Source organism: Streptomyces sp. NPDC004561 (genome assembly GCF_053602155.1).
The window spans coordinates 1-24,517 of the sequence record NZ_JBSGDB010000078.1 but is presented as its reverse complement, the minus strand read 5'-3'; the positions used below and the strand labels follow the sequence as shown (position 1 = coordinate 24,517).

Annotated in this window: 22 protein-coding genes and 1 pseudogene; 9 read left to right on the top strand and 14 right to left on the bottom strand. The window is 73.5% G+C overall.

The window, feature by feature from the left end; all coding sequences use genetic code 11:
- The 6 genes and pseudogenes from ACWEN3_RS13540 to ACWEN3_RS13515 form a co-directional block, all read right to left on the bottom strand.
- Positions 1 to 303 (bottom strand): annotated as a pseudogene (locus ACWEN3_RS13540) (hypothetical protein); the annotation flags it as partial.
- Positions 198 to 1,928 (bottom strand): N-acyl-D-amino-acid deacylase family protein, encoded by a 1,731-nt coding sequence (locus ACWEN3_RS13535; RefSeq protein WP_452969589.1) that lies wholly within the window; start codon positions 1,926 to 1,928, stop codon positions 198 to 200. The gene ACWEN3_RS13535 and the pseudogene ACWEN3_RS13540, both read right to left, overlap by 106 nt.
- A gap of 51 nt (positions 1,929 to 1,979) precedes the next feature.
- Positions 1,980 to 3,098, bottom strand: a complete 1,119-nt coding sequence (locus ACWEN3_RS13530; protein ID WP_452969586.1) for an LLM class flavin-dependent oxidoreductase — start codon at positions 3,096 to 3,098, stop codon at positions 1,980 to 1,982.
- A 109-nt stretch (positions 3,099 to 3,207) separates the two neighbouring features.
- The gene (locus ACWEN3_RS13525) at positions 3,208 to 3,978 is read right to left on the bottom strand and encodes an SDR family NAD(P)-dependent oxidoreductase (RefSeq protein ID WP_452969583.1); all 771 of its coding nucleotides are present in this window, start codon (positions 3,976 to 3,978) and stop codon (positions 3,208 to 3,210) included.
- A gap of 10 nt (positions 3,979 to 3,988) precedes the next feature.
- Positions 3,989 to 4,927, bottom strand: coding sequence for an LLM class F420-dependent oxidoreductase (locus ACWEN3_RS13520; protein ID WP_452969580.1), 939 nt, complete (start codon positions 4,925 to 4,927; stop codon positions 3,989 to 3,991).
- On the bottom strand, positions 4,909 to 6,144 hold the full coding sequence (locus ACWEN3_RS13515; protein ID WP_452969577.1) for an amidohydrolase family protein: 1,236 nt from the start codon (positions 6,142 to 6,144) through the stop codon (positions 4,909 to 4,911). Before ACWEN3_RS13515 ends, ACWEN3_RS13520 begins: the two co-directional genes overlap by 19 nt.
- Positions 6,145 to 6,333: 189 nt before the next feature.
- Between ACWEN3_RS13515 and ACWEN3_RS13510 the strand changes: the two genes are divergently transcribed.
- Together ACWEN3_RS13510 and ACWEN3_RS13505 are read left to right on the top strand one after the other, a co-directional pair.
- Positions 6,334 to 9,300 carry an AfsR/SARP family transcriptional regulator gene (locus ACWEN3_RS13510; RefSeq protein ID WP_452969575.1) on the top strand — a complete coding sequence of 989 codons (2,967 nt, stop codon included), beginning with the start codon at positions 6,334 to 6,336 and terminating at the stop codon, positions 9,298 to 9,300.
- Between the two features lie 213 nt (positions 9,301 to 9,513).
- On the top strand, positions 9,514 to 9,786 hold the full coding sequence (locus ACWEN3_RS13505; protein WP_452969572.1) for a hypothetical protein: 273 nt from the start codon (positions 9,514 to 9,516) through the stop codon (positions 9,784 to 9,786).
- An 89-nt stretch (positions 9,787 to 9,875) separates the two neighbouring features.
- Here ACWEN3_RS13505 and ACWEN3_RS13500 read toward each other — a convergent pair whose 3' ends face one another.
- The gene (locus tag ACWEN3_RS13500) at positions 9,876 to 11,480 is read right to left on the bottom strand and encodes a FadD3 family acyl-CoA ligase (RefSeq protein ID WP_452969569.1); all 1,605 of its coding nucleotides are present in this window, start codon (positions 11,478 to 11,480) and stop codon (positions 9,876 to 9,878) included.
- A gap of 87 nt (positions 11,481 to 11,567) precedes the next feature.
- Between ACWEN3_RS13500 and ACWEN3_RS13495 the strand changes: the two genes are divergently transcribed.
- From ACWEN3_RS13495 to ACWEN3_RS13485, 3 genes are read left to right on the top strand one after another with little or no spacing between them, the layout of a single operon-like run.
- Entirely contained in the window at positions 11,568 to 12,722 is a 1,155-nt protein-coding gene (locus ACWEN3_RS13495) for a lipid-transfer protein (protein WP_452969566.1), read from the top strand.
- Positions 12,723 to 12,724: 2 nt separating this feature from the next.
- On the top strand, positions 12,725 to 13,132 hold the full coding sequence (locus ACWEN3_RS13490) for a Zn-ribbon domain-containing OB-fold protein (RefSeq protein WP_452969563.1): 408 nt from the start codon (positions 12,725 to 12,727) through the stop codon (positions 13,130 to 13,132).
- Positions 13,117 to 13,905 (top strand): enoyl-CoA hydratase/isomerase family protein, encoded by a 789-nt coding sequence (locus tag ACWEN3_RS13485; protein WP_452969560.1) that lies wholly within the window; start codon positions 13,117 to 13,119, stop codon positions 13,903 to 13,905. Before ACWEN3_RS13490 ends, ACWEN3_RS13485 begins: the two co-directional genes overlap by 16 nt.
- A gap of 235 nt (positions 13,906 to 14,140) precedes the next feature.
- Here ACWEN3_RS13485 and ACWEN3_RS13480 read toward each other — a convergent pair whose 3' ends face one another.
- Complete coding sequence (locus tag ACWEN3_RS13480; RefSeq protein ID WP_452969557.1) at positions 14,141 to 16,474, bottom strand: outer membrane protein assembly factor BamB family protein; 2,334 nt, start codon at positions 16,472 to 16,474, stop codon at positions 14,141 to 14,143.
- A 179-nt stretch (positions 16,475 to 16,653) separates the two neighbouring features.
- Complete coding sequence (locus ACWEN3_RS13475) at positions 16,654 to 17,388, bottom strand: VOC family protein (protein WP_452969555.1); 735 nt, start codon at positions 17,386 to 17,388, stop codon at positions 16,654 to 16,656.
- Positions 17,389 to 17,510: 122 nt separating this feature from the next.
- Between ACWEN3_RS13475 and ACWEN3_RS13470 the strand changes: the two genes are divergently transcribed.
- Positions 17,511 to 18,158: a TetR family transcriptional regulator gene (locus tag ACWEN3_RS13470; protein ID WP_452969552.1), complete on the top strand. Its 648-nt coding sequence runs from the start codon at positions 17,511 to 17,513 to the stop codon at positions 18,156 to 18,158.
- Positions 18,159 to 18,231: 73 nt separating this feature from the next.
- Here the strand turns inward: ACWEN3_RS13470 and ACWEN3_RS13465 are convergent, their stop codons facing one another.
- Positions 18,232 to 18,684, bottom strand: a complete 453-nt coding sequence (locus ACWEN3_RS13465; RefSeq protein ID WP_452969549.1) for an Lrp/AsnC family transcriptional regulator — start codon at positions 18,682 to 18,684, stop codon at positions 18,232 to 18,234.
- Positions 18,685 to 18,766: 82 nt separating this feature from the next.
- Between ACWEN3_RS13465 and ACWEN3_RS13460 the strand changes: the two genes are divergently transcribed.
- A complete protein-coding gene (locus ACWEN3_RS13460; protein ID WP_452969546.1) occupies positions 18,767 to 19,384 on the top strand; it encodes a LysE family translocator in 618 nt (205 codons plus the stop codon).
- Here the strand turns inward: ACWEN3_RS13460 and ACWEN3_RS13455 are convergent.
- On the bottom strand, positions 19,381 to 19,866 hold the full coding sequence (locus ACWEN3_RS13455; protein ID WP_452969543.1) for a nitroreductase family deazaflavin-dependent oxidoreductase: 486 nt from the start codon (positions 19,864 to 19,866) through the stop codon (positions 19,381 to 19,383). The genes ACWEN3_RS13460 and ACWEN3_RS13455 overlap by 4 nt on opposite strands.
- Positions 19,866 to 21,050: an acyl-CoA dehydrogenase family protein gene (locus ACWEN3_RS13450; protein ID WP_452969541.1), complete on the bottom strand. Its 1,185-nt coding sequence runs from the start codon at positions 21,048 to 21,050 to the stop codon at positions 19,866 to 19,868. Before ACWEN3_RS13450 ends, ACWEN3_RS13455 begins: the two co-directional genes overlap by 1 nt.
- Positions 21,051 to 21,166: 116 nt before the next feature.
- Between ACWEN3_RS13450 and ACWEN3_RS13445 the strand changes: the two genes are divergently transcribed.
- A complete protein-coding gene (locus tag ACWEN3_RS13445) occupies positions 21,167 to 22,336 on the top strand; it encodes a thiolase C-terminal domain-containing protein (RefSeq protein WP_452969539.1) in 1,170 nt (389 codons plus the stop codon).
- A gap of 67 nt (positions 22,337 to 22,403) precedes the next feature.
- On the opposite strand, the gene ACWEN3_RS13440 is transcribed toward ACWEN3_RS13445, so the two are convergent.
- Both ACWEN3_RS13440 and ACWEN3_RS13435 read right to left on the bottom strand, forming a co-directional pair.
- Entirely contained in the window at positions 22,404 to 22,790 is a 387-nt protein-coding gene (locus ACWEN3_RS13440) for a DUF3592 domain-containing protein (RefSeq protein WP_452969537.1), read from the bottom strand.
- A gap of 226 nt (positions 22,791 to 23,016) precedes the next feature.
- Positions 23,017 to 24,003, bottom strand: a complete 987-nt coding sequence (locus ACWEN3_RS13435) for a magnesium transporter CorA family protein (protein WP_452969535.1) — start codon at positions 24,001 to 24,003, stop codon at positions 23,017 to 23,019.
- Between the two features lie 171 nt (positions 24,004 to 24,174).
- On the opposite strand from ACWEN3_RS13435, the gene ACWEN3_RS13430 reads away from it, so the two are divergent.
- The coding region (locus ACWEN3_RS13430) for a pyridoxamine 5'-phosphate oxidase family protein (protein WP_452969533.1) at positions 24,175 to 24,517 on the top strand (343 nt) is incomplete at its 3' end.

Here is a 24,517-nt window from a genome sequence, read left to right as displayed (position 1 = left end):
GACCTGATGGCGGACGTCGTGTGGCACCTGGGCCAGCCGAACGCCGACTCGATCGAACGGCGGCCGCCCGTGGACCTGCTCCGGGGAGGCCTCCGGGGCCCGGCCGACGGTCTCCTCGGTCGCCGGGTCGACGACCTCGTAGTGCCCGCCGTCGGGCTCGGCCCAGGCGCCGCCGACGAACAGCCGCTGTCCGTCGGTCACCGGGTGCTCACCGTCCCGGTGTCCCGGCCGGAGCGCAGCACCTTCCCGGGCACGGCCCCGCTCACCACGTCGTCCCGAATGGCCTCGACGCCGTTGACCCACACGGCCCGTACCCCGATGGCCTTCGAGTCCAGGCGCGGGCTGTCGCCCGGCAGGTCGTGCACCAGGGTGGCCGGTCCGGCGTCGATGCGCTCGGGGTCGAAGAGGACGAGGTCGGCGTGCCAGCCCTCGGCGATCCGCCCCCGCTCCCGCAGTCCGAAGAGCCGGGCGGGGTCGTCGGTCAGCATCTGCACGGCCCGCTCCAGGCCCAGCAGCCTCCGCCCGCGCAGACAGTCCCCGATGAACCGGGTGGTGTACGGCGCCCCGCACATCCGGTCCAGGTGCGCCCCGGCGTCGGACCCGCCGAGCAGGACGTCCTCGTGCCGCCAGGTCTCGGCGCGCAGCGCCCAGGAGGCGGGGTCGTTGTCGGTGGGCATGGGCCACAGCACGGTACGCAGCTCGTCGGCGGCGCAGATCTCCACCAGGCAGTGGAAGGGTTCCTGTCCCCGCTCCGCGGCGACGTCCCGGACCATCCGTCCGGTCAGCCCGGCGTTGGCCTCGCTGTAGGTGTCGCCGATGACGTACCGGCCGAAGTTCGCGAGCCGCCGGAAGACGCCGGCCTCCTTGGAGCGGGCGCGCCGCAGCATCTCCCCCCGGACGCCGGGGTCGCGCAGCCGCGCGATCCGCTCCAGGACCGGGAGCCCCAGGATCTCGCCCCATCCGGGGATCAGGTTGAGGGCGCAGAAGGTGCCGAGGGACATGTTCATCGGGGTGAGGATCGGCATGGTGAGCGCGACGACCCGGCCGCCCGCCTTGCGCGCCCGCTCGCTCGCCAGCAGCTGCCGGGGCACCCGCTCGGGCACGGCCGCGTCGACGGTGAGCACGTTCCAGTTCAGGGGCCGGCCGGCCGTCGCGCTCATCTCGGTGAGCAGTTCGATCTCGGCGTCGCTGAACTGGTCGAGGCAGCCGGCGACGATCGCCTCGATCTGGGTGCCCTCGTGCTCCCCGACGGCCCGGGACAGCGCGAGCAGCTCCGCGGGCCGCGCGTGCCGGGAGGCGACGGGCCGCCCGTCGCCGTCGGAGTGGGTGGAGGACTGGGTGGTGGAGAAGCCCCAGGCTCCCGCGTCCATCGCCTCGTGCAGCAGCCGCACGATCCCGGCGAGTTGCCCTTCGTCGGGCTGCCCGCCCACCGCGTCTGGCCCCATCACGTGCCGGCGCAGGGCGCAGTGCCCCACCATGAAGCCGGCGTTGACGGCCGTCCGCCCTTCGAGGGCGTCCAGGTACTCCCCGAAGGAGTGCCAGCTCCAGGGCGCCCCCTCCTCCAGCGCCACCAGGGACATGCCCTCCACCCTGGACATCATCCGGCGGGTGTAGTCGGCGTCCCCCGGGCGGCCGGGGTTGAGGGGCGCGAGGGTGAAGCCGCAGTTCCCGGCGGCGACGGTGGTCACCCCGTGGTTCAGCGAGGGCGTCGCGTAGGGGTCCCAGAAGAGCTGGGCGTCGTAGTGGGTGTGGGGGTCGACGAAGCCGGGGGCGAGGACCATCCCGGTGGCGTCCTCGGCGGTGCGGGCCTCCTCGGCCACGGTCCCGATGACGGCGACGCGGCCGTCCCGTAGGCCGACGTCGGCGGTGTACGCGGGTGCGCCCGTCCCGTCCACGACGGCTGCACCCCTGATGACGTGATCGAGCATGGGGCTCCCTTTCCGACTGCGGGGACTCGTCCCGTCCGAAGGGGCGAGCGCTCAGGCCTCCTGACGGAACCGCGTGGTCCGGTGAACGGGATCCGTGTCGATCTTCGGGATCACGTGCTCCCCGATCAGCCGGATCGTCCGCAGCGTCTCCTCCTTCGGCACCCCCACCGGCAGCCCGAAGCTCAGCTGGTCGGCGCCCGCCTGCTCCCACCGCTTGCACTGGCGCACCACCTCGTCCGGATCGCCGCAGATCAGCAGCTCCTCCTCGATGAGCAGCTCCACGAACTCGGGCGTGTACTCGGGCAGCGTCTCCGGCCACTCCGGGAAGCCCTCCGGCCGGGGGAAGGTGTCGTGGTAGCGGAAGACCAGCGAGGGCAGATAGTGCAGCCCGCCGTTCACCGCGGTCTCGACGGCCTCCGCGTGCGTCGGCGCGCAGATCGCGGTGGTGGTCACCATCACGTTGTCGTTCACGAAGTCGCCGACGGGCTCCGCGTTCACGACCGCCGTCTTGTACTGCTCCAGCACCCACTCCATGTCGGAGACCTTCTGGATGCTGAAGCCGAGCACGCCGAGCCCCTTGCGCGCGGCCATGGCGTACGACGGCGGGGAGCCGGCCGCGTACCACATCGCCGGGTGCGACTTCCCGTACGGCTTCGGCAGGACCTTGCGCGGCGGGAGCTGCCAGTGCTTGCCCTGGAAGCCCGCGTACTCGTCCTGGAGCCACATCTTCGGGAACTCGGCGATGGTCTCCTCCCAGATCTCCTTCGTGTGGTTCATGTCCGTGATGCCGGGCAGGAAGCCGAGTATCTCGTGGCTGCCGGCGCCCCGGCCGCTGCCGAACTCGAAGCGGCCCTCGCTGAGGTGGTCCAGCATGGCGACCTTCTCGGCCACCTTCACCGGGTGGTTGACCTGGGCGAGCGGGTTGAAGATCCCGGAGCCTAGGTGGATGCGCTCCGTCGCGTGCGCCAGGTAGCCGAGGAAGACGTCGTTGGCGGACAGGTGGGAGTACTCCTCCAGGAAGTGGTGCTCGGAGGCCCAGGCGTACTTGAAGCCGGACTTGTCCGCCTGGATGACGTACTCGGTCTCCTCCATCAGCGCCTTGTGCTCGGCGAGCGGGTCGGTCTCGGCCCGCTTGCCCACGTATCCCTGTACAAAGAGCCCGAATTCCACGGCGGTTCACCGTCCCCGAGATTTTCTGACGTTCCGTCAGATCCAGTCTGTCGGCCGACTGTCGCACCGGCCGCCGCGAGCGTCAATAGCCGACGGCCGGTCAGGTACGTCAGATGACGCTGACCCCCGCCAGCCATCCGCCGTCGATCACGAACGGCTGCCCGGTGATGTACGAGGAGTCGTCCGAGGTGAGGAAGAGGGCGAGCCGTGCCACCTCCTGCGGCTGCCCGATGCGCCCGAGCGGCACGAGCCCCCGGTACAGCTCGTCCAGGGCCCGGCTCATCTCCTCGGGGTCGGCGTCCGGGTCCAGCCGGGCCGGGTTGGACATGGCGGTGTCGATGGCGCCCGGGCAGACGGCGTTGACCCGTATCCGCCGGTCCGCCAGCTCCAGTGCGGCCACCCGGGTCAGTCCGAGCACGGCGTGCTTGGTGGCGGCGTACGCGCCGACGGCCGCCATGCCCGTCAGGGCGGTGTAGGAGGCGGTGTTGACGATGGTGCCGCCGTCCGGCAGCTCCGGCGCGACCGTCTTCATCCCCAGGAAGCAGCCGACCTGGTTGACCTGGACGACCTGCATGAACTCGTCCAGCGGGGTGTCCACGAGGGCGTTGAAGCGCAGGATGCCCGCGTTGTTGACCAGCCCGTCGATCCGCCCGTACGCCCGCTTGACCGCCGCGACGGCCTCCCGCCACCCCTCCTCGCTGCCCACGTCGAGGTGGACGTACAGCGCCCCGATCTCCTTGGCCAGGGCCTCCCCCCGGTCGTCCAGCACATCGGCGACCGCCACCCGCGCGCCCTCCGCCCGGAAGAGCCGCGCCTCCTGCTCGCCCTGCCCGCGCGCCGCCCCGGTGATGACGACGACCCGCCCGTCCAGCTTGCCCATGAAGCCCTCCTCAGTTCAGGCGGGGTGCGACCTCCGCCCCGAACGCGTCGATCTGCTCGATGAGTTCGGCCCGGCTCCGGCTGCGGAACCGCACCTGGATCTGGTCCACGCCCAGCGCCCGGTACGCCCGCAGCGACTCGGCGATCTCCTCCGGCGCCCCGGTGAGGGTGCGCCGCCCGACGTCCCAGCCGGCCCGGCCGACGTACAGCGGCTCGGTGATGGCGCCGACCGTGAACGGCCCGTCGGCGCCGTGGTCGGCCCGCATCCGCCGGATCCGGGCGATCTGGGCCGGCAGGCGCTCGCGCGGGTCCCCCTGCGGCAGCCAGCCGTCGCCCTTCAGCGCGGCCCGGCGCACCGCGGCGGGCGAGGAGCCGCCGACCCAGAGGGGGATGCGCGGCTGGGCCGGCCGGGGCCGCTGCCCGAGCCCGGCGAAGTCGTGGAACTTGCCGTGGTGCTCGGGGAACTCCGCGGGCCCGAGGGCGGCCCGCAGGGCGTCGATGCTCTCGTCCAGGACGGCGCCCCGGCGCTCGAAGTCCGCCCCCAGCACCTCGAACTCCTCCCGCACGTGCCCGGCCCCCACCCCGAGGACCAGCCGTCCGCCGGAGAGGTGGTCGAGGGTGGCGTACTGCTTCGCGGTGAGCAGCGGGTGCCGCAGGCCGATCACGGCCACATGGCTGAGCAGCCGGACCCGGCCGGTCACGGCCGCGAGATGGGCGAGGGTGGCGACGGGGTCGTACCAGACCGTGCTCATGGCGGGGGCCAGCCGCCGGGGGATCGCCACGTGGTCGCAGCAGGCGAGGTAGTCGAACCCGGCGCGGTCCACGGCCCGCGCGGTCTCCACGAGGTCCGCCGCCCCGGCCCCGGCCTCCCACGCCTCCGCGTACAGGGTGCTCTGCGACTGGACGGGCAGCTGGATGCCGTACGCCAGGCTCACTTCGTCCCCCGCCACAGGCCGTCCCCGGTCAGGCCCAGCAGGTCGATGGCGTTCCCGCGTACGATCCGCTCGACCACGTCCGGCGTCAGGTGCCCCATCTGCGCCTCGCCCACCTCGCGGGACTTGGGCCAGGTGGAGTCGGAGTGCGGGTAGTCGGTCTCGTACAGGACGTTTCCGACCCCGACGGCGTCCAGGTTGCGCAGGCCGAAGGCGTCGTCGAAGAAGCAGCCGTGGACGTGCCCGGCGAACAGCTCCGACGGCGGCCGGCGCACCTTGTCGGCGACCCCGCCCCAGCCCCGGTTCTCCTCCCACACCACGTCCGCGCGCTCGAGGATGTAGGGGATCCAGCCGATCTGCCCCTCGGCGTACATCACCCGCAGGTTCGGGAAGCGCTCGAACTTGCCGCTCATCAGCCAGTCCACCATCGAGAAGCAGCAGTTGGCGAAGGTGATGGTGGAGCCGACGGCGGGCGGGGCGTCGGCGGAGGTGGACGGCATCCGGCTGCTGGAGCCGATGTGCATGGCGACGACCGTGCCCGTCTCGTCGCAGGCCGCGAGGAAGGGGTCCCAGTCGTCGGTGTGGACGGACGGCAGGCCGAGGTGCGGGGGTATCTCGGAGAACGCGACGGCCCGCACGCCCCGTTCGGCGTTCCGCCGGACCTCCTGGGCCGCGAGTTCGGCGTCCCACAGGGGTATCAGGGTGAGCGGTATCAGCCGGCCGCGCGCCTCGGGCCCGCACCACTCCTCCACCATCCAGTCGTTGTAGGCGCGCACGCACAGCAGGGCGAGGTCCCGGTCCCGGGCCTCGGTGAAGGTCTGCCCGCAGAAGCGCGGGAAGGTGGGGAAGCAGAGCGCCGACTGCACATGGTTGGCGTCCATGTCGGCGAGCCGCTCCGGGACGTCGTACGACCCGGCCCGCATCTGCTCGTAGGTGATGACCTCCAGCCGGATCTCGTCCCTGTCGTAGCCGACGGCGGTGTCGAGCCGGGTGAGGGGACGGTGCAGGTCCTCGTAGACCCACCAGTCGCCGACCGGCCCGTCGTCGCCCCGGCTCCCCATGACGGGCTTGAAGCGCCCGCCGAGGAAGGTCATCTCCTTCAGCGGGGCACGCACGATCCGGGGCCCGGTGTCCCGGTACTTCCTCGGCAAGCGGTCCTGCCACACGGTGGCGGGCTCGACGGTGTGGTCGTCCACGGAGATGATCGGCGGGAACGTGCTCTCGTGGGTGTCCATGGCGCTCACCGTAGCGCCGATCTGACGACCCGTCAGCTACTGGCGCCGGCCGCATGTGTGCGAAGAGCGTGTGAGGGCTTTGTGGACTGAGGCGCCGCGGCCTGTGATCGGCGTCTCCCACGGCTGACGCAACCACCCGGAACAAGGCAAACTGACGGGGTTGTTCGTGATGCCGAGGGGGGCGAACACATGGACGGTGGGCCGCGAGTACCTGAGCAGCGGCGTCCCGGCTCCGCGGCCGACGCGGAGCCGGCGGCGGCGCGCTTCGGCGTGCTCGGTCCGGTGCGGGCGTGGCGCGGCGAGGAGGCGCTCAGCACGGGCTCCCCCCAGCAGCGTGCCCTGCTGGCCGCCCTGCTGCTGCGCGAGGGCCGTACGGCCACGGCGGCGGAGCTGATCGACGCCCTGTGGGGCCCCGAGCCCCCGTCCCAGGCGCTGGCGGCGGTCCGCACCTACGCGTCGAGGCTGCGCAAGGTCCTGGACGCCGGGGTCCTGGTGAGCGAGTCCGGCGGCTACGCGGTCCGCGGCCTCGGCGAGGGCGCCCTGGACCTCACGGCCGCGCAGGACCTGGCGGCGGAGGCGGAGAAGGCGCGGGGCACCGGAGACCTCTACCGCGCCCGGTCGCTGCTGAACCAGGCCCTCGGCCTGTGGGACGGCGAGACCCTGGCCGGCGTCCCCGGCCCCTACGCGGAGACCCAGCGGGTCCGCCTGGAGGAGTGGCGCCTGGGCCTGCTGGAGTCCCGCCTGGACATGGACCTGGAGCAGGGCTGCCACGCGGAGGCGGTCTCCGAACTGACCGCGCTGACGGCCGCGCATCCGCTGCGGGAGCGGCTGCGGGAACTGCTGATGCTGGCGCTGTACCGCAGCGGGAGGCAGGCGGAGGCGCTGGCGGTCTACGCCGACACCCGCCGGCTGCTCGCGGAGGAGCTGGGCGTGGACCCCCGCCCGGGCCTGCGGGAGCTCCAGCAGCGCATCCTCCAGGCGGACCCCGCGCTCGCGGAGCCGTCCGCCCCGGCGGCCGAGCCGGCCGCGGTCCCGGTCCGCCCGGCACAACTCCCCGCCTCCGTGCCCGACTTCACCGGCCGGTCCGCCTTCGTGGACGAGCTGAGCGAGGTGCTGGCCTCGGCGTCCGAGGCGGAGGGCCGGGTCATGGCGGTCTCGGCCCTGGCCGGCATCGGGGGCGTCGGCAAGACCACCCTGGCGGTCCATGTCGCCCACCGCGCCCGCACCGCCTTCCCGGACGGCCAGCTCTACGTCGACCTGCAGGGCGCCGGCCCGCGCCCCGCCGAGCCCGAGACGGTCCTCGGCTCCTTCCTGCGGGCCCTCGGCACGGCCGACTCCGCGATCCCGGACAGCATGGAGGAGCGCGCGGCCCTGTACCGCTCGGTGCTGGACGGCCGCCGGGTCCTCGTGCTGCTGGACAACGCCAAGGACGCGGCGCAGATCCGCCCGCTGCTGCCCGGGACGGAGGGCTGCGCGGCCCTGGTGACCTCCCGGGTGCGGATGGTGGACCTGGCCGGGGCCCATCTGGTGGACCTGGACGTCATGTCCCCCGACGAGGCGCTGGCGCTGTTCACGAAGATCGTGGGCGAGGAGCGGGTGGCGGCGGAGCGGGAGGCCGCCCTCGACGTGGTCGCCGCCTGCGGCTTCCTCCCGCTGGCCATCCGTATCGCGGCGTCCCGCCTGGCGGCCCGCCGCACCTGGACGGTCTCGGTGCTGGCGGCCAAGCTCGCCGACGAACGGCGCCGACTGGACGAACTCCAGGCCGGCGACCTGGCGGTGAAGGCGACCTTCGAGCTGGGCTACGGACAGCTGGAGCCGGCCCAGGCCCGCGCGTTCCGGCTGCTGGGCCTCGCGGACGGCCCGGACATGTCCCTGGCGGCGGCAGCGGCGGTGCTCGCTCTCCCCGTGGAGGACACGGAGGACCTGCTGGAGTCGCTGGTCGACACGTCCCTGCTGGAGTCGGCGGCGCCGGGGCGCTACCGCTTCCACGACCTGGTCCGGCTCTACGCCCGCGCCTGTGCGGAGCGGGACGAGCAGCCGCCGAGCGAACGGCAGGACGCGCTGTCGCGGTTGCTGGACTTCTACCTGGCCACGGCGGCCGGGGTCTACGCGATCGAGCGGCCGGGCGACCGGCTGGTGGACCATCTGGAGCCGACCGGCGTCCCCGGCCTGGTCTTCCCCGACCGCCGCGCCGCGCAGGACTGGCTCTACTCCGAGGCGGTGCCCCTGCTGGCCTGCGTACGGCAGTCGTCGAGCGGTACGACCCTGCGCCGCGCCGTCGACCTGCTCTGGGCGGCGGTCGACCTGGCCGAGTCGGGCGCGAACTTCAAGGAGTACGAGGCGGCCGGGGCCTCCCTGCGCGACGCGGCGCACGCCGCCGGCGACGGCCGGGCCGAGGGACGGGCCGTTCTGGTACTGGCCAACGCCCGTCACTGGTCGGGGCAGTTCGCCCCGGCCTACGAGGAGGCCCGGCAGGCGCTCACCCTCTCGGAGGCCGCCGACGACCCGCTGCCCTGCTGCTGGGCGGCGAACATCCTCGGCGTCTTCTGCTTCTACCGGAGCCGCTACGCCGAGGGCGAGGAGTATCTGGAGCGGGCCATCGGGGACTTCCGCGCCTGCGGTGACCTCTCCGGCGCGGCGGCGGCGCTGTGCAACCTCTCGCGGCTGCACCTGCAGACCGAGCGGGCCGACAGCGCGGTGCATCTCGCCCGGCAGGGCACGGAGATGTACGAGGAGCTCGGGCACTCCCTCAAGGCGGCCAACGGCCACTACGCCCTGGGGCTCGCGCTGGGCCGGAGCGGCCGGCTGGACGACGCCGCCGCGCATCTCGGTCAGGCGCTGCCCGTCTTCCGGGTCAGCCGGCAGCGGCTGTGGGAGGGGATGACCCTCTTCCGGCTCGCGGAGGTGGACCTGCTCGCCCAGCGCCCCGCGCAGGCCGCCGCCCACGCCGAGATGTCGCTGAGCCAGCTCAGGGACATCGGCGGCGAGTGGCGCCGCGGCAACGTGCTCACCGTGCTCGGCAAGGCCCTGAACGGCGTCGGCCACACCGGCCGGGCCCAGGTCTGCTGGCAGGACGCGCTGGAGATCTACGACCGCCTGAACTCGCCGGAGGCGGCGGAGGTACAGGCGCTCCTGACGCCGGCCGCCGCGGCCTGATCCAGGCCCCGTCCCGGCGTTCATCGTTCGTTTATCGCCCCCCTGCATGCTCTTGGACATCGGGACGTCGCGTCGGGGGGCGCGCGGACCGCCGGTGAGGCCGCCGGGCTCTCGATCTAGAGTGGGCGGCTCCAGTGGCCCATCCGGTCGATCTCGGGGGAGTGACCGGATGGGCCCGCACAGCCGCAACGCCATTTCCAAGGGGAGCACCTGATGAGCGACACCACCAAGGACGAGCCGGTCGTCACGCCGGACAACACGCACATCACCGACGCCCAGGCCGGCACCACGGTGCAGCCGCTCAACACGCACATCACCGACGCCGCGGCGGGCGGCACGGTGCAGCCGCTGAACACGCACATCACCGACGCCCAGGCCGGCACCACGGTGGACCCGCTCAACACGCACATCACCGGCACCAAGGACGCCGCCGCGGGCGGCACGGCCACGCCGGACAACACCCACATCACGTCCGAGCCGAGCTAGTGCTGCACTAGACCTTCCGGTACGGGGATCGGCCGCGGCGGCGCGGAGGGGAAGCCGCCGCGGCCGTGGTGTGTCCGGGGGCGGCGCGCTCACCGGCCCCGCAGCAGCCCCTTCACCACCTTGCCGCTCGCGTTGCGCGGGAGTTCGGCCACGAACTCGACCGTCCTAGGCACCTTGTAGTTCGCCATCTCGCGGCGGGACCAGGCGATCAGGTCGTCGGCCGTGAGGGTGGAGCCGGGGCCGCGCACGACGAAGGCCCTGCCGACCTCGCCGAGCCGGGTGTCGGGGACGCCGATCACGGCCACGTCCCGCACGTCCGGGTGGGTGCCGAGCAGTTGCTCTATCTCCGCCGGGTAGGCGTTGAAGCCGCCGACTATGAACATGTCCTTGATGCGGTCCGTGATGCGCAGGTTGCCGGACCGGTCCAGGATCCCGACGTCGCCCGTGCGCAGCCAGCCGTCCGGGGTCACCGTCTCCGCCGTGGCCGCCGGGTCGGCGTAGTAGCCGCGCATGACGTTGAAGCCGCGGACCAGCACCTCGCCCGGGGTGCCGGCCGGTACCGGCGCGCCGGAGGCGTCGGCCACCCGCACCTCGGTACCGGGGATCGCGCGGCCGGAGGTGGCGGCGATCACCGACGGGTCGTCGCCGCGCCGGCACATCGTGACGATGCCGCTCGCCTCCGACAGGCCGTAGGCGGTGAGGACCGTGCCGATGCCGAGTTCCCCGCGCAGGCGCTCCACCAGGCGGAGCGGGACCACCGCCGCGCCCGTGACCACGAGCCGCAGTGCCGTGAGGTCGTGGGCGTCCCGGGACGGGTGGTCGAGGAGCGACTGGTGGAGGGTCGGCGGGCCGGGGAGCACCGAGACCCGTTCCGCGGCGATGTTGGCCAGGGCCGTGCCCACGTCGAACACCGGCTGCGGGATCATCGTCGCCCCGCGCATGAGGCACGCGATCACCCCGGCCTTGTAGCCGAAGGTGTGGAAGAAGGGGTTGACGATCAGATAGCGGTCGGTGGCGCGCAGTCCGGCGAGATCCGCCCAGATCCCGTACGCGCGCAGGGTCTGCGCGTGCGTGGTCATCGCGCCCTTGGGGCGGCCCGTGGTGCCCGAGGTGAAGACGATGTCCGAGGGCCGCGACCCGTCCAACTCGTCCGTGCGCGCGAGCACTTCCGACTCCGCGACCCCCTCTCCCGCCGCCAGGAAGTCCTTCCAGGTCCAGAAGTCGGCGGGTGCGTCGTCCGAGAGGACCACCACGTGCTCCAGGTCGGGCAGCCCGGGCAGGGGGACGCCGGGGCGGACGGCGTCGTCGGACGCGCCCGCGGCGCGGCGCAGCGACGCCACGTAGGAGGTGCCGAGGAAGGTGCCCGTGACGAAGAGGAGGCGGGCGCCGCTGCGGCGCAGCACGTCGGCCGCCTCCGCTCCCTTGAAGCGGGTGTTGAGCGGCACCAGGACCGCGCCCGCCGAGACCGCGCCGAGGGCCGCGACGATCCAGTCCAGGGAGTTGGGGGCCCAGACGGCCGCCCGGTCGCCGGTCCGCAGGCCGCCGGCCAGACAGGCGGCCGCGGCGCGCTCGACCCGGGCGCCGAGTTCGGCGTACGTGATCCGCGTCCGGCCGTCGACCACGGCCTCGGCGTCCGCGTACCGCCCGGCCGACGACCGGACCAGATCCGGGATGGTGTCCCACTCGCCGTCCATGACGGACCTCCCCGACGCGTAGCTGACTGACCGTCAGATTAGCGGTAACCTGACGGCCTGTCAGCCAGCGGAAGGGGGCCGTACACCATGGCGGGAACGGGGCTCAAGGACGCCACGGCCATCGTGGGCATCGGGCAGACCGCCTTCGCCAGGCACCTGTCCGAGGACGAGAGGACGCTCGGCTGCCGGGCCGTGCTCGCCGCGCTCGACGACGCCGGGCTCGCGCCCGGCGAGGTCGACGCCCTCGCCTCCTACACCATGGAGGAGACGGACGAGGTGGAGCTGGCGAAGGCCGTCGGGTTCGGGGACCTGACCTACTTCGGCAAGGTGGGGTACGGGGGCGGCGGCTCCTGTGCCACCGTCGCGCACCTCGCCGCCGCCATCGCCTCCGGGCAGGCCACGGTCGGGGTGGCCTGGCGGTCCCGGAAGCGGGGCAGCGGGCCCCGGCCGTGGACCAGCACCACCGTGCAGCTGCCCACTCCGGCCCAGTGGACCCGGCCCTTCGGGCTGCTGCGGCCCGCCGACGAGATAGCCATGCTGGCCCGGCGGTACATGCACGAGTACGGCGTCACCCGGGACCATCTGTTCAACGTCGCCCTCGCCTGCCGCAACCGGGCCAACCAGAACCCGGCGGCGGTGATGTACGAACGGCCGCTGACCCGCGAGATGTACATGACCTCACGGTGGATCAGCGAGCCGCTGTGCCTCTTCGACAACTGCCTGGAGACCGACGGGGCCCTCGCCTGCGTGGTCGTCGGCCGGGAGCGGGCGCGGGACTGCGCGAAGCGGCCGGTGTACGTCCACGCCGCCGCCCAGGGGCTGCCCGCCCAGCACCACGGCATGGTCAACTACTGGAACGACGACCCGCTCACCGGCCCGGCCTGGACCGCCGCCCGGCATCTGTGGAAGCACGCCGACGTCACACCGGACGACGTGGACGTGGCGCAGATCTACGACGCGTTCACCGCGCTCGTCCCGCTCTCCCTGGAGGGGTACGGCTTCTGCGGCAGGGGCGAGGGCGGCGCCTTCACCGAGCAGGGCGCCCTGGAGATCGGGGGGCGGCTGCCCGTCAACACCGGGGGCGGCGGGCTCTCCGAGGCCTATGTGCACGGCTTCAACCTCCTCAACGAGGGCGTCAAGCAGCTGCGCGGCACCAGTACCGCGCAGGTCCCCGGTGCCACCACCTGCCTGGTCACGGCCGGTGAAGGCGTGCCCACCTCCGCCCTCCTCCTCAGGAGCTGACCATGCTGACTCCCCTCACCGACACCGACGGCGCCCCCTTCTGGGAGTACGCGGCCCGCGGCGAACTGCGGGTGCAGACCTGCGGCGACTGCGGCGAGCCCCGGTTCCCGCCCCGGCCCTGCTGCCCGCACTGCCAGTCCTTCGCAGCCGAGTGGCGGCCGGTGTCGGGGCGCGGGCGCGTGTGGTCGTACGTCGTGCCGCATCCGCCGCTGCTGCCGGACTACGCGGCGCAGGCGCCGTACAACGTGGTCGTCGTGGAGCTGGAGGACGCCCCGCGGATCCGGCTCGTGGGGAACGTGGTGAGCGGGCCCGGGGCGGCGCTGGACTCCGTCGCCCCGGAGCGGATCCGGATCGGCGCCCGGGTGCAGGTGGTGTTCTCCGGCGGGCTGCCGCAGTGGGTGCTCGCGTGAACACCGTCCGGGTGGACACCGGCAAGGACGCCGGCGTCGCCGTCGTCACGCTCGACCGGCCCGAGCGGCTCAACGCCGTCGACCTGACCATGGCCCGGGAACTCGCTTCGGTGTGGCGGGAGTTGCGCTTCGACGACTCCGTGCGGGCCGTCGTGCTCACCGGCGCCGGGGAGCGGGCGTTCTGCACGGGCATCGACCGGGAGGCGGTCGTACCGCAGCCGTCGTCGCCGTACATGCAAAACGATCCGCTGCTCGCCGTCGGGCCGAAGGCGAACGGCCTGTGGAAGCCGGTCGTCGCGGCGGTGCGCGGGATGGCCTGCGGCGGGGCCTTCTATCTGCTGGGCGAGAGCGAGTTCGTCGTCGCGGACACCACGGCGGTCTTCTTCGACCCGCACACCCCGTACGGCATGGTCAGCGCCTACGAGTCCGTGCTCATGGCCCAGCGGATGCCGTACGGGGAGGCCGCGCGGATGATGCTCATGGGCACGGCCGAGCGGATCTCCGCCGAGCGGGCCCACGCCGTCGGGCTGGTGTCCGAACTCACCGGGCCCGGGGAGGCGTTGGACGCGGCCGTGCGCTGTGCCGCCGTCATCGCCGGGTATCCGCCGGAGGGGGTGCAGGGGACCGTGCGGGCGCTGTGGGCGGCGAAGGAGGCGGCGCGGGCCCAGGCGTTCGCGCAGGCGCCGCATCTCATCGCGCTGGGCAATCTGCCGGCCGAGCGGCAGGCGGAGCTGTTCGCCGGGCGGCGGCGGGACGGATTCCGGGTGCGGTGAGGCGCCTCGGCCCGGGGGGCGCCCGGCCGGGCCGCGCAGGGGACGGGGCCCGCCGTGCACCGGCCGGTTCCGCCACCCGGACCGCCGCCGCGGCAGGCGCGCGCTCGGGTTCGCGGCCGTAGCGACCGGGGGACCGCGTGGCGGGTGCCCGGGACCGGAGGTAGCGTCGGCCTGGGACGGCCGCCGTCCGGAGCCCTTCCGTGTCAACCGGTACGACGGCCGTCACGCACCCGGCTCACGTCGTACGGGCCGTCCCCGTGCCCTTCTCCGCGTCCAGCGCGTACACGCAGCGGTCCTTGCTGCACGCGTACACCACGCCGTCCCTGACCACCGGGGAGCCGGTGATCTCGCCGCCGGTCGCCAGCTTCCAGCGCAGCCGGCCGTCGTCGGCCTTCAGGGTGTAGAGCAGATGGTCGGTGGAGCCGAAGTGGATGCGGCCCTCGGCGACCGCGGGGGCGCCCACGACGTCGCCGCCCGCCTGGAAGCGCCACTTGGGGGTGCCGGTGACCGCGTCCAGGGTGTAGAGGCCCTTGCCGCTGCCCACATGGACGTGGCCTGCCGCCACCAGGACCGGTTCGATGGAGGAGCGGGCCTCGGTGGCGATACGCCAGCGGTCGCGGCCGTCGGTGGCGTCGAGGGCGTAGACCGTGCCGAGGTAGTCCGCGAGGTAGATGCCGCCGCCGGTGACGGCCGGACCCGGGGCGAAGGCCGGCGGGCACAGGAAGACCGCCGGGGCCTCGAAGTGCCAGCGGACCATGCCGCTCGCCGCCTCGATGGCGAGCACGCGGGTGCCGGCGCTGACGTACACGTAGCCGTCGGGGGCCGGGGCGAGCCGCACCGGGACGCCGCCGCAGGAGGCCGCGTCGCCGATGGGGTACGACCAGCGCTCCTCGCCGGTGCGGGCCTCCAGGGCGCGCAGCCGGGCGTTCTGCCAGACGTAGACCGTGCCCTCGTGGACGAGCGGACCGGCCTCGGGGGACTCGAAGTCGGTCTGGCAGCCGCTGATCTCCCACAGCTTCTGCCCGTTCCCGGCCTCCCAGGCCTGGACGCCGCCGCCCCGGGTGCCGGTGACGACCGTGCCGTGGTCCGCCCTGAGGGAGTACACCCAGGCGTCCGTGGACAGCCGCCACAGGTCGCCGCCCTCACGGGCGTCCAGCGCGAAGAGGGTGGGGCCGTCGGAGGCGTGGATACGGCCGTCCGCCACCGCCATGGACCAGGCCACGTCCCGTGTCTTGAATCGGCGGCGGCCGGTGCCCACGTCGAGGGCGTGCACCTCGAAGGAGGTGACGTACACCAGGTCGCCGTCGACCGACGGGGTGCCCCAGACATCGTTCGACATGCGGAAACGCCAGGGACGCCAGCCGCTCGCCGTCTCCGGGGGCAGGGGCGGCACGGCCGCCACGGCGGGGTCGGCGCCGGCCACGCCCGGGCGGGGGCGGGACCAGTTGGCGACCAGGCCGGCCTCCGGCGGGGGCGCCTTGACGGCGGCGGCGCGGGCGTCGGCGACCCGGGGGCCGGGGCCGATCGGCACGGGGGCGCCGGCCAGCCGGACCGGGCCGATGTCGGGGGCGCCCGCCGGCACCGGCGGATCGTACGGCGGCGGCGGGGGCAGGGCCGCGCGGCCGCCGCTGCGGGGGCCGCCGGCGGTGACCGGGGCGGGCATGGCGACGGGGCGTCCGCCACGCCGGGTCTCGATGAGCGCGACCGCCTTCTCCGGCAGCCAGGCGGACGCGGTGCCGCTGTCGTCGGAGCCGGAGCCGAAGAGGTGCGGGGCGAGCTGGGCCTGGAGGTCGGCCGGGCTGGGCCGGCCGGGGGCCTCCATCTGCATGCAGACCTCGATGAGCGGGCGCAGCTCGTCGGGCAGGCCGGTGAGGTCCGGGCCCTCGCGGAGCAGCATGAAGACGGTCTCGACCGGGTTCGCGCCGTGGAAGGGCGGGTGGCCGGTGGCCGCGAATACCAGCATGGAGCCGAGGGAGAAGACGTCGCTGGCGCCGGTGACGCTTCGGGAGTCCTTGGCCTGCTCGGGTGACATGTAGGCGGGGGTGCCGACGGCGACGTTCGTCATCGTCAGACGGGTGTTCGACACGCCGGAGGCGATGCCGAAGTCGATCACCCGGGGGCCGTCCTCGACCACCAGCACGTTGGACGGCTTGAGGTCGCGGTGGACCAGCCCGGCGCCGTGGATGGACTGCAGCGCCTCGGCGACGCCCGCCGCCAGCCAGCGCACGGCCTGGGCCGGCAGCGGCCCGCACTCGTTCACTATCTCCTCGAGGGAGGGCGCGGGCACGTAGGCGGTGGCCAGCCACGGCACGGCGGCCCGGGGGTCGGCGTCGACCACGGCCGCCGTGTAGAACCCGGAGACCGCGCGGGCCGCCTCCACCTCACGGGTGAAGCGGACGCGGAAGAGCTGGTCCTCGGCCAGTTCGGTGCGCACCGTCTTGATCGCGACGCGCCGGCCGGACGCCGAGCGCGCGAGATAGACCAGCCCCATGCCGCCGGCACCCAGCCGGCCCAGCACCTCGAACGGCCCGATCCGCCGCGGATCGTGCTGCGTCAGCTGATCCACCACTTGCCTGCCACCTCCCCGTACAAGCCGCGCCATTCCTTATGTACGCGACCCAAGTGCAGCGTCTCACCACCGCACCGCCGTGGCGGCACGGACCCCGATTCTTCCTGGCCGGGCGGCCGGTGGCGAACCCGGTGACGAATCGGGGTGTCCTACCGCGAACACCGACGAATGCGGTCGCTTCACCGCTGCAGCAGTGCGAACGACGCCCCCTGATTGTCGGTGACGACGGCCACTCGTCCGTACGACGTCTCGAAGGGTGGCGCCTGCACCCGCCCGCCGAGGCGCCGTACGGCATCGAGCGCGCCGTCGAGGTTCGTGACCCGGAAGTGGGCGAGGAAGTGCGGGGGCATCTCGGCGGGGAAGACGTCGGTGAGCTCGGCGCGGCCGAAGTCGGGCTCGGCGCCGGCGCCGAACAGGGCGTCGTGGAAGAGGCCGCCGTAGAAGACGTTGGCTCCGGCGGTGTCCGGGGTGTACAGCTCGGCCCAGACGAAGGTGCCCGGCTCGTGCCGGCGCCCGAAGCCGGGGTGGGTGCCGGGCTGCCACAGGCCGAACACCGCGCCCTCGGGATCGGCGGCGAGGGCGGCGACCCCGAGGTCGCCCACCGGGAACGGGGCCATGATCACCTGCCCGCCGGACGCGACGACCCGGCGGCCCAGGGCCTCGGCGTCCGGGGTGGCGAAGGACACCGTCCAGACGGTGGGCATGCGGCCGTCCATCTTGGGGGCCATCGAGGCGACGGACTCTCCCCCCAGCCGGGCCCACACCGAGGAGCCGTACGCCGCCTCGAAGGTCCACCCGAAGAGCTCACCGTAGAACCGCTTGCCCGCCTCGACGTCGTCGAGCTGGGCGTCCACCCAGCAGGGCACGCCCTCCCCGTATGCCTCGTCGTTCACGGATGCCCCTTTTTCGGCCATGTCGTCAAAGTAACCGGGCGACGCGCACCCCGCAGACCAGCAACACCACCCTCCATACACCCGTGCACCCCATTTGCAGTCGGCCGAATCGCGCTCCGATCACCCCTCGGTAAGCTGACGGCATGACAGGACAAGTGCGTACCGTCGACGGCCGCGTGGCCGGCCGGCGTGGGCAGGCGACCCGGCAGAAGCTGCTCGACTGCCTCAGCGAGATGCTCAGCTCCTCCCCCTACCGGGACGTCAAGGTCATCGATGTCGCCCGGAAGGCCGGTACTTCGCCCGCGACCTTCTACCAGTACTTCCCGGACGTCGAGGGAGCCGTCCTGGAGATCGCCGAGCAAATGGCGGCCGAGGGCGCGGGATTGACCGAGCTCCTGGAGGGCCGGCCCTGGACCGGCAAGGCGGGCTGGCAGACCGCGCAGGAACTCGTGGACGGCTTCCTGGAGTTCTGGCGGAAGAACGACGCGATCCTGCGCGTGGTCGACCTCGGCGCGGCCGAGGGGGACAAACGGTTCTACAAGATCCGCATGAAGATCCTGAACTCGGTCAACAACTCCCTCGCGGACTCCATCGCGGAACTCCAGTCCAAGGGCAGGGTCGACAAGGACGTGAACCCCGCGGCGGTGGCCGGCTCCCTGGTCGCGATGCTCGCCGCGGTGGCGTCCCACCAGAAGGGCTTCTCCTCCTGGGGCGTGAAACAGGCCGAACTCAAGCCGAACCTGGCGCTGTTGGTGCACCTGGGCGTGACCGGCAAGAAGCCGACGAAGTAGCGCCCACTCCACTTTCGAAGATCAAGTCCTGTCTGACGGGCGGTGGTTCGCACAAGGAGCCACCGCCTGCCCTCTACGCGGGCAGCGGCCGGTCCCTGACCACGTGTTTCATCACCAGGGTGGAGGTCAGGCGCTGCACGCCCGGGAGGGTCGCGAGCCGTTCGTCGTACAGGCGCTGGAAGGCGGCGAGGTCGGCGGTGGCGACCCGCAGGAGGTAGTCGGGCTCGCCGAACAGCCGCTGGGCGTCCAGCACGTGATCCAGCTCGCTGACCGCCCGCTCGAACTCGGCGACCGTGTCCCGGTCCTCCTGGCGCATGGAGACGAAGACCAGCGCCTCGAAGTTCAGCCCGAGCGCGGCCGCGTCCACCAGCGCCCGGTAGCCCTGGATGGCGCCGGAGCGCTCCAGCTCGCGCAGGCGCCGGTGGCACGGCGAGACGCTGAGCCGCACCCGCGCGGCCAGCTCCGTCACGGTCAGCCGCCCGTCCTGCTGCAGCTCGGCAAGGATCTTCCGGTCCACGTCGTCCATGAGAAAGATATTTGCTCAGATCCCACGATCATGGGCAAACTTCAGGAACACTTTCGGGCCAATCACGCCTAATGTCCCCAGCATGGACTCGGGACTGCTCTTCTCCTTCCTCGCCGTGGACCTGCTGCTGGTGTGCGTGCCGGGCGCCGACTGGGCGTATGTGATCGCGGCCGCCCTGCGCGGCGGCCCGGTGGCGCGCGCGGTGGCGGGACTGGTCTCCGGGTACGCCCTGCACACCGCCCTGGCCGCCGCGGGCCTCGCGGTCCTGGTGGCGGGCTCGCCCCGCCTGCTGACCGCCCTGACGGTGGCGGGCGCCGGCTATCTGCTGTGGCTGGGCTGGTCCGTGCTGCGCCGCCCGGCGATACCGGACGCCGGTGAGGCCGCCCCGCCCGAGAGCCGGATCTTCCTCCGGGGCGCCACGATCAGCGGCCTGAACCCCAAGGGCCTGCTGCTCTACCTCTCCGTCCTCCCCCAGTTCCTCACCCTGCGGGGCGCCCATCTGCCCGTGGCCGCGCAGACGGCGGCCCTCGGCCTGCTCCACATGGCGTGCTGCGCGGCCGTCTATCTCACCGTCGGCGCACTCGCCCGCGCCCTGCTCGCCGCGCGCCCGACGGCGGCCCGCGCGGTCACCCGCACCTCGGGTGCGGCGATGCTGGGAATCGGCGCGTTCTTGCTGGTGGAGCGGCTGGCCACGTTCTAGGACGGCCGTCGCGTGATGCGGAACAGCCGGATCTCCCGCGCCACCCGGGCCTGGTAGGCGGCGTACGGCGGCCAGAAGGCGAGGACCGCCCGCCAGGCCGCCGCCCGCTCCGGCCCCGTGAGCGGCAGGGCGGTGACGGGGATGTCCTCGCCCTTCCAGCTGACGGACGCCTCCGGGTGGGCGAGCAGGTTGTGGGTCCAGGCGGGATGGCCGGCGCGGCCGAAGTTGGAGCCGACGAGGATCCAGCTCCGTCCGTCCTCCTCCGGCATACAGGCGAGCGGGGTCCGGCGGGGCAGCCCGCTGCGGGCGCCGGTGGAGGTGAGGATCACCCCGGGCAGCATCCGGGCGCTGAGCAGCGTCCGGCCCCGGGTGAGCCGGTGCACGGCCCGGTCGAGCGCCGGGACCACGTGCGGGGCGACCTTCGCGAACACCCGGGTGGACGACACCCGCTGCACGAGCCGTACGCCGGCACCGGTGGCCATCAGACCGCCACCTCCCCGTGCCGGAACAGCCCCGCGGTCTCGGCGGCCCGCTCCCGCAGCCGGTGCTCCGGGCCGAACAGCAGCTCGTCCCCGGCGCCCCGCTTGAAGTAGAGGTGGGCGTCGTGCTCCCAGGTGAACCCGACCCCGCCGTGCAGCTGGATGCCCTCGGCGGCGGCGCACCGCAGCGCCTCCCCCGCCTGCGCGAGCGCCAGCGCACCGGCACGCTCCCCGTGGGCCGCCGCCCAGGCGGCGTAGTACGCGGCCGACCGCGCGGCCTGCACCGCGACGTACACGTCCGCCAGCCGGTGCTTGACGGCCTGGAAGGATCCGACGGGCCGCCCGAACTGCTCGCGCTGCCCGACGTACTCCACGGTCCGCTCCAGCACCCGGTCGGCCGCCCCCACGGACTCGGCGGCGAGCACGGCCGCGACCAGGTCCCCGTGCGCGGCGAGGGCGGGCCGTACGTCCGTGTCCTCGTCGCCCAGCAACTCCGCGCTCACCTCGCGCAGTTGGACACGGCCCTGCGGCCGGGTCGCGTCGAGCGCGGTCTGCCGGGTCCTGGCGAGTCCCCCGGCGTCCGCCGCGACCAGGAACAGCAGCGTCCGGGAGCGGGCGAACCCCCCGGTGTGCGCGGCGACGAGCAGCAGTCCGGCGCTGTGCCCGTCCAGCACCTGGTCGGCCTGCCCGTACAGCCGCCAGCCCGCCGCCGTGCGCCGCGCCTGCACCCCGCCGGCCCGTCCCCCGCCGGCGGCGTACTCGCCGTTGCCGCGGGTGAGGGCGAGGGCCGTGGTGAGGGCGGGGCCGGCGACGGCGAGGGCGGCGGTGAGGGTCCCGGCGGCCAGCCGGGGCAGCAGCTCGGCGCGCTGGGCCTCGGTGCCGAGGGCGAGCACCAGCGGCGCGGTGAGCACGGAGGTGGCGAACAGCGGGGAGGGGGCGAGGACGCGGCCGGTCTCCTCGCAGGCGAGGGCCAGCTCGGTGACCGAGCAGCCGACGCCGCCGTACCGCTCGGGCAGGGCGAGCCCGGGCAGGCCGAGCCGCTCGGCGAGGGCGGACCACAGCAGGGGGTCGTACCCGGCGGGGCTGTCGACGGCGGCCCGCAGCCCGGCGGGGCCGCAGCGCCGTTGCAGCAGCTCGCGCAGGGTGCGGCGGATCTCGTCCTGCTCGGCGGTGAGGCGGGTGTCCATGGCTGATCCCTCCGCGTACCTCATCTGACGGTCCGTCATATTAGGTCGGCGTCACGGGGATGCCCAGAGTCACGACACCTGCCGCCGGGGTATGTATCTGATGTACCGTCAGATACATGACGCCAGGGAGCAGGAAGGTCGCCGTGGCCGGCGTGGCCCTCTCCGACTGCGGCCGCGTGGCGGACGCCACCCCGTACACCCTGCACGCGCAGGCGGCCCGCCGCGCGCTCGCGGACGCCGGCCTGGACCGCGCCCGGGTGGACGGCTTCGCCTCCGCGGGCCTCGGCACGCTGGCCCCGGTGGAGGTCGCCGAGTACCTGGGCCTGCGCCCCACCTGGGTGGAGTCCACCTCCGTCGGCGGCTCGACCTGGGAGGTCATGGCGGCGCACGCGGCGGACGCGATAGCCGCGGGGCACGCGAACGCCGTCCTGCTGGTCTACGGCTCGACGGCGCGGGCGGACGTCAGGGCGGGCCGCAGGACGGGCGAGCTGTCCTTCGGCGCGCGGGGCCCGCTGCAGTTCGAGGTCCCCTACGGCCACACGCTGATCGCCAAGTACGCGATGGCGGCCCGCAGGCACATGATCGAGCACGGCACGACCGTGGAGCAGCTGGCCGAGGTCGCGGTCCAGGCCAGGGCCAACGCGGCCCTGAACCCGGAGGCGATGTTCCGCGACCCGGTCACGGTCGACGACGTCCTGTCCGGCCCGCCGATCGCCGACCCCTTCACCAAGCTGCACTGCTGCATCCGCTCGGACGGCGGGGCGGCGGTGCTCCTGGCGGCCGAGGAGTACGTGCGCGACTGCCGTAAGACCCCCGTGTGGATCCTCGGCACCGGCGAGCACGTCAGCCACGCGGCGATGTCCGAGTGGCCGGACTTCACGGTGTCCCCGGCGGCGGTGAGCGGCCGGCTGGCCTTCGAACGGGCCGGGGTGCGCCCGACCGAGATCGACTTCGCGGAGATCTACGACGCCTTCACCTACATGACCCTGGTGACCCTGGAGGACCTGGGCTTCTGCGGCAAGGGCGAGGGCGGCACGTTCGTGGGGAAGGGGCGGCTGCTGGTGCGCGGCGGCGACCTGCCGGTGAACACCGACGGCGGCGGTCTTTCGGCCCAGCACCCCGGGATGCGAGGCCTGTTCCTGCTGGTGGAGGCGGTACGGCAGCTGCGCGGGGAGGCCGGCGAGCGCCAGGTGCACGGCCGGGACGGACAGCTGCCGCGGCTCGCGGTCGCCTCCGGCACCGGGGGCTGGTTCTGCTCGTCCGGCACGGTGGTCCTGGGCCGCTGACCGGCGCCCGGGGCGACGGGCGGGCTCTTACGGACGCGGAGAGGGCTCGACCGGAGCCGCACCCGGCTCAGCGAATGAGCCATATCCAAACCGCGGCACCGAGGAAGATCACGCCTCCGGCGAACAGGCCGATGTGAGACCGGCGATGCTTCCTGGTGGACACCCTTGCGTTCTCGGGCTGTTCGGGCAGATAGACGACCGGCACACGGGTTCCGAGATCCATTCCCATCCTCGACCCCGTCGCCACGGGCGTGAACCTGACGGGCCGTCCCTGCCGGTCGGTGAACTCGATGACGGGCGTCGGACAGTCGTCCGCGGGGGCCGGCTCCTGCTCCACCACGACCCCCTCGGCGTGCACGCCGTGACGACGCAGCCGCGCTTGCAGCCGCGCCTCCCGCACACCGCCCCACAGGCACAGCAGGCTCGCCGACACGGTCAGCACGAAACCGATCACTTCATGTGTCGTCATCCGTCCCCTGCCCTCCCTCGCCCAGCCCCACCCGGCACGGGTCGCACACCAGGAGGACGCGGCACCCGGCCCGACGGTTCACGAAGGCGCGCGGGCACACCGGCTCCTCGCGCCCACGCGGTCGCGGCGGGGGCCCACGAAGGACCGACGGCCGCCTTCGCCGTCGGGCACGCGACTGCTGCCCCTGACGAGCCTTGATCCGCCGGAGGCCCTAGTCCTCCTCGCGCAGTCTGCGCCAGATGCGGGTGCGGTGCAGCACGTAGACGGCGACGCACACCACGGCCACCTGGAGCCCCACCGCGAGCAGCCAGAAGACGGCCCGGCTCTCCAACTCGTCCGTCAGGAAGGCGAAGTTCATACCGAAGAAGCCGGTCAGGAACGACAGGGGCAGAAAGATCACGGACACGATCGCGAGCCGGTTGATCACGCCGTTCTGCTCGCCCGCGACGAGGGAGGAGTAGCTGCCGAAGGCCCGGCGGGCGGCGTCCTGGAGGGACTCGATGGCCGTGAGGACCGGACGCGCCGCGTGCTGGAACTCCCGGGCGAGCCGCTGCCGCTCCGCCGGGAAGTCGGGGCTCATCAGCCTGCGGGTGAGGACCTCGTCCACCACCTGGAGGTAGGGCAGCAGCGAGTGGTGCAGCAGGGCGGAGCGGCGGCGCAGCTGCGCCAGCCGGTAGACCTGCTGGGGCCGCCGCTTCTGGAACATGTCGTCCTCCAGCTCCTCCACCTCCAGCAGCGCCGCCACCGCGGCCCGGCGGAAGGTCGCCAGGGCCTCCTGGAGCACGAGGAAGAGCAGGGCCACGGAGTCGTGGGGCTTCTCCCGGCGCGCGTGCGCGGCGATCTCCGGCGCCAGGAACGCCGGGCCCTGCTGCGCGATGACCACGAAGCGCTCGCTCGCCACCATGTGGACGTACACGATCCGGCCGTCGTGGACCAGCGGCACCACCAGCCCGACCATGTCCCCGAGGAAGTCGGCCCGGGCGGGCTCGTCCGTGCGGCCGAACCAGGCCAGTTCCTCGGCCCCCAGGCCGAGCCGCCCGGCCAGCGGCTCCGTCTCCCGCGGGTCCCCCGCCGGCCCCTCCCGCGGCAGTTCGACGTCGACGAGCAGGAAGCGGGTCGCGGCGAGCCGGCGGCGTGCCTCCGCCACGTCCGTGCGCGTGCCGGCCCCCTCCGGCATCGACACCACCGTCACGATCATCACCCTCACCGCCGGTCCCGTCGCCCACGGTCCCAGCCTGAGCGCGGCCGGGGACCGCCGCACTCGGATGCGCTCGTGTGCGCCGCCGGGCGCCCCGAACGGGTGAGCGGGGGCGGGCGACGCCGTACGGGCCGCGGCCGCCGGGTTCCGCCCGGCCGGGATACTCGGCCCATGGCACACACCGATCTCCATGACCTGCTCAGGACCCAGCGTGTCTGGGCGCCCGAGGTGACGCGGCTGCCGCCCTTCGACCCGGACACGGCTCCCCCGACACCGCTGTCCCTGTTCACGAGCTGGTTCGCCGAGGCGGTGGCGGCCGGTCAGCCGGAGCCGCACACGATGTCGCTGGCCACGGTGGACGAGGAGGGGAGGCCGGACGTGCGGATCGTGATGCTGCACGGCGCCGACCCGGACGGCTGGTCCTTCGCCACGCACGCCACCAGCCGCAAGGGCCGGGCCCTGAGCGCGCACCCGTACGCCGCCCTGGCCTTCTACTGGCCGGTGCTGGGCCGGC

Bases quoted from the DNA above. Each gene is read 5' to 3' on its own strand.
- ACWEN3_RS13500 (WP_452969569.1), bottom strand. From the start codon at position 11,480: ATGGACGGCGAGTGGGACACCATCCCGGATCTGGTCCGGTCGTCGGCC.
- ACWEN3_RS13475 (WP_452969555.1), bottom strand. From the start codon at position 17,388: ATGGCCGAAAAAGGGGCATCCGTGAACGACGAGGCATACGGGGAGGGC.
- ACWEN3_RS13470 (WP_452969552.1), top strand. From the start codon at position 17,511: ATGACAGGACAAGTGCGTACCGTCGACGGCCGCGTGGCCGGCCGGCGT.
- ACWEN3_RS13510 (WP_452969575.1), top strand. From the start codon at position 6,334: ATGGACGGTGGGCCGCGAGTACCTGAGCAGCGGCGTCCCGGCTCCGCG.
- ACWEN3_RS13450 (WP_452969541.1), bottom strand. From the start codon at position 21,050: ATGGACACCCGCCTCACCGCCGAGCAGGACGAGATCCGCCGCACCCTG.
- ACWEN3_RS13490 (WP_452969563.1), top strand. From the start codon at position 12,725: ATGCTGACTCCCCTCACCGACACCGACGGCGCCCCCTTCTGGGAGTAC.
- ACWEN3_RS13505 (WP_452969572.1), top strand. From the start codon at position 9,514: ATGAGCGACACCACCAAGGACGAGCCGGTCGTCACGCCGGACAACACG.
- ACWEN3_RS13455 (WP_452969543.1), bottom strand. From the start codon at position 19,866: ATGGCCACCGGTGCCGGCGTACGGCTCGTGCAGCGGGTGTCGTCCACC.
- ACWEN3_RS13525 (WP_452969583.1), bottom strand. From the start codon at position 3,978: ATGGGCAAGCTGGACGGGCGGGTCGTCGTCATCACCGGGGCGGCGCGC.
- ACWEN3_RS13495 (WP_452969566.1), top strand. From the start codon at position 11,568: ATGGCGGGAACGGGGCTCAAGGACGCCACGGCCATCGTGGGCATCGGG.
- ACWEN3_RS13515 (WP_452969577.1), bottom strand. From the start codon at position 6,144: ATGGACACCCACGAGAGCACGTTCCCGCCGATCATCTCCGTGGACGAC.
- ACWEN3_RS13460 (WP_452969546.1), top strand. From the start codon at position 18,767: ATGGACTCGGGACTGCTCTTCTCCTTCCTCGCCGTGGACCTGCTGCTG.
- ACWEN3_RS13465 (WP_452969549.1), bottom strand. From the start codon at position 18,684: ATGGACGACGTGGACCGGAAGATCCTTGCCGAGCTGCAGCAGGACGGG.
- ACWEN3_RS13435 (WP_452969535.1), bottom strand. From the start codon at position 24,003: ATGATCGTGACGGTGGTGTCGATGCCGGAGGGGGCCGGCACGCGCACG.
- ACWEN3_RS13535 (WP_452969589.1), bottom strand. From the start codon at position 1,928: ATGCTCGATCACGTCATCAGGGGTGCAGCCGTCGTGGACGGGACGGGC.
- ACWEN3_RS13445 (WP_452969539.1), top strand. From the start codon at position 21,167: ATGACGCCAGGGAGCAGGAAGGTCGCCGTGGCCGGCGTGGCCCTCTCC.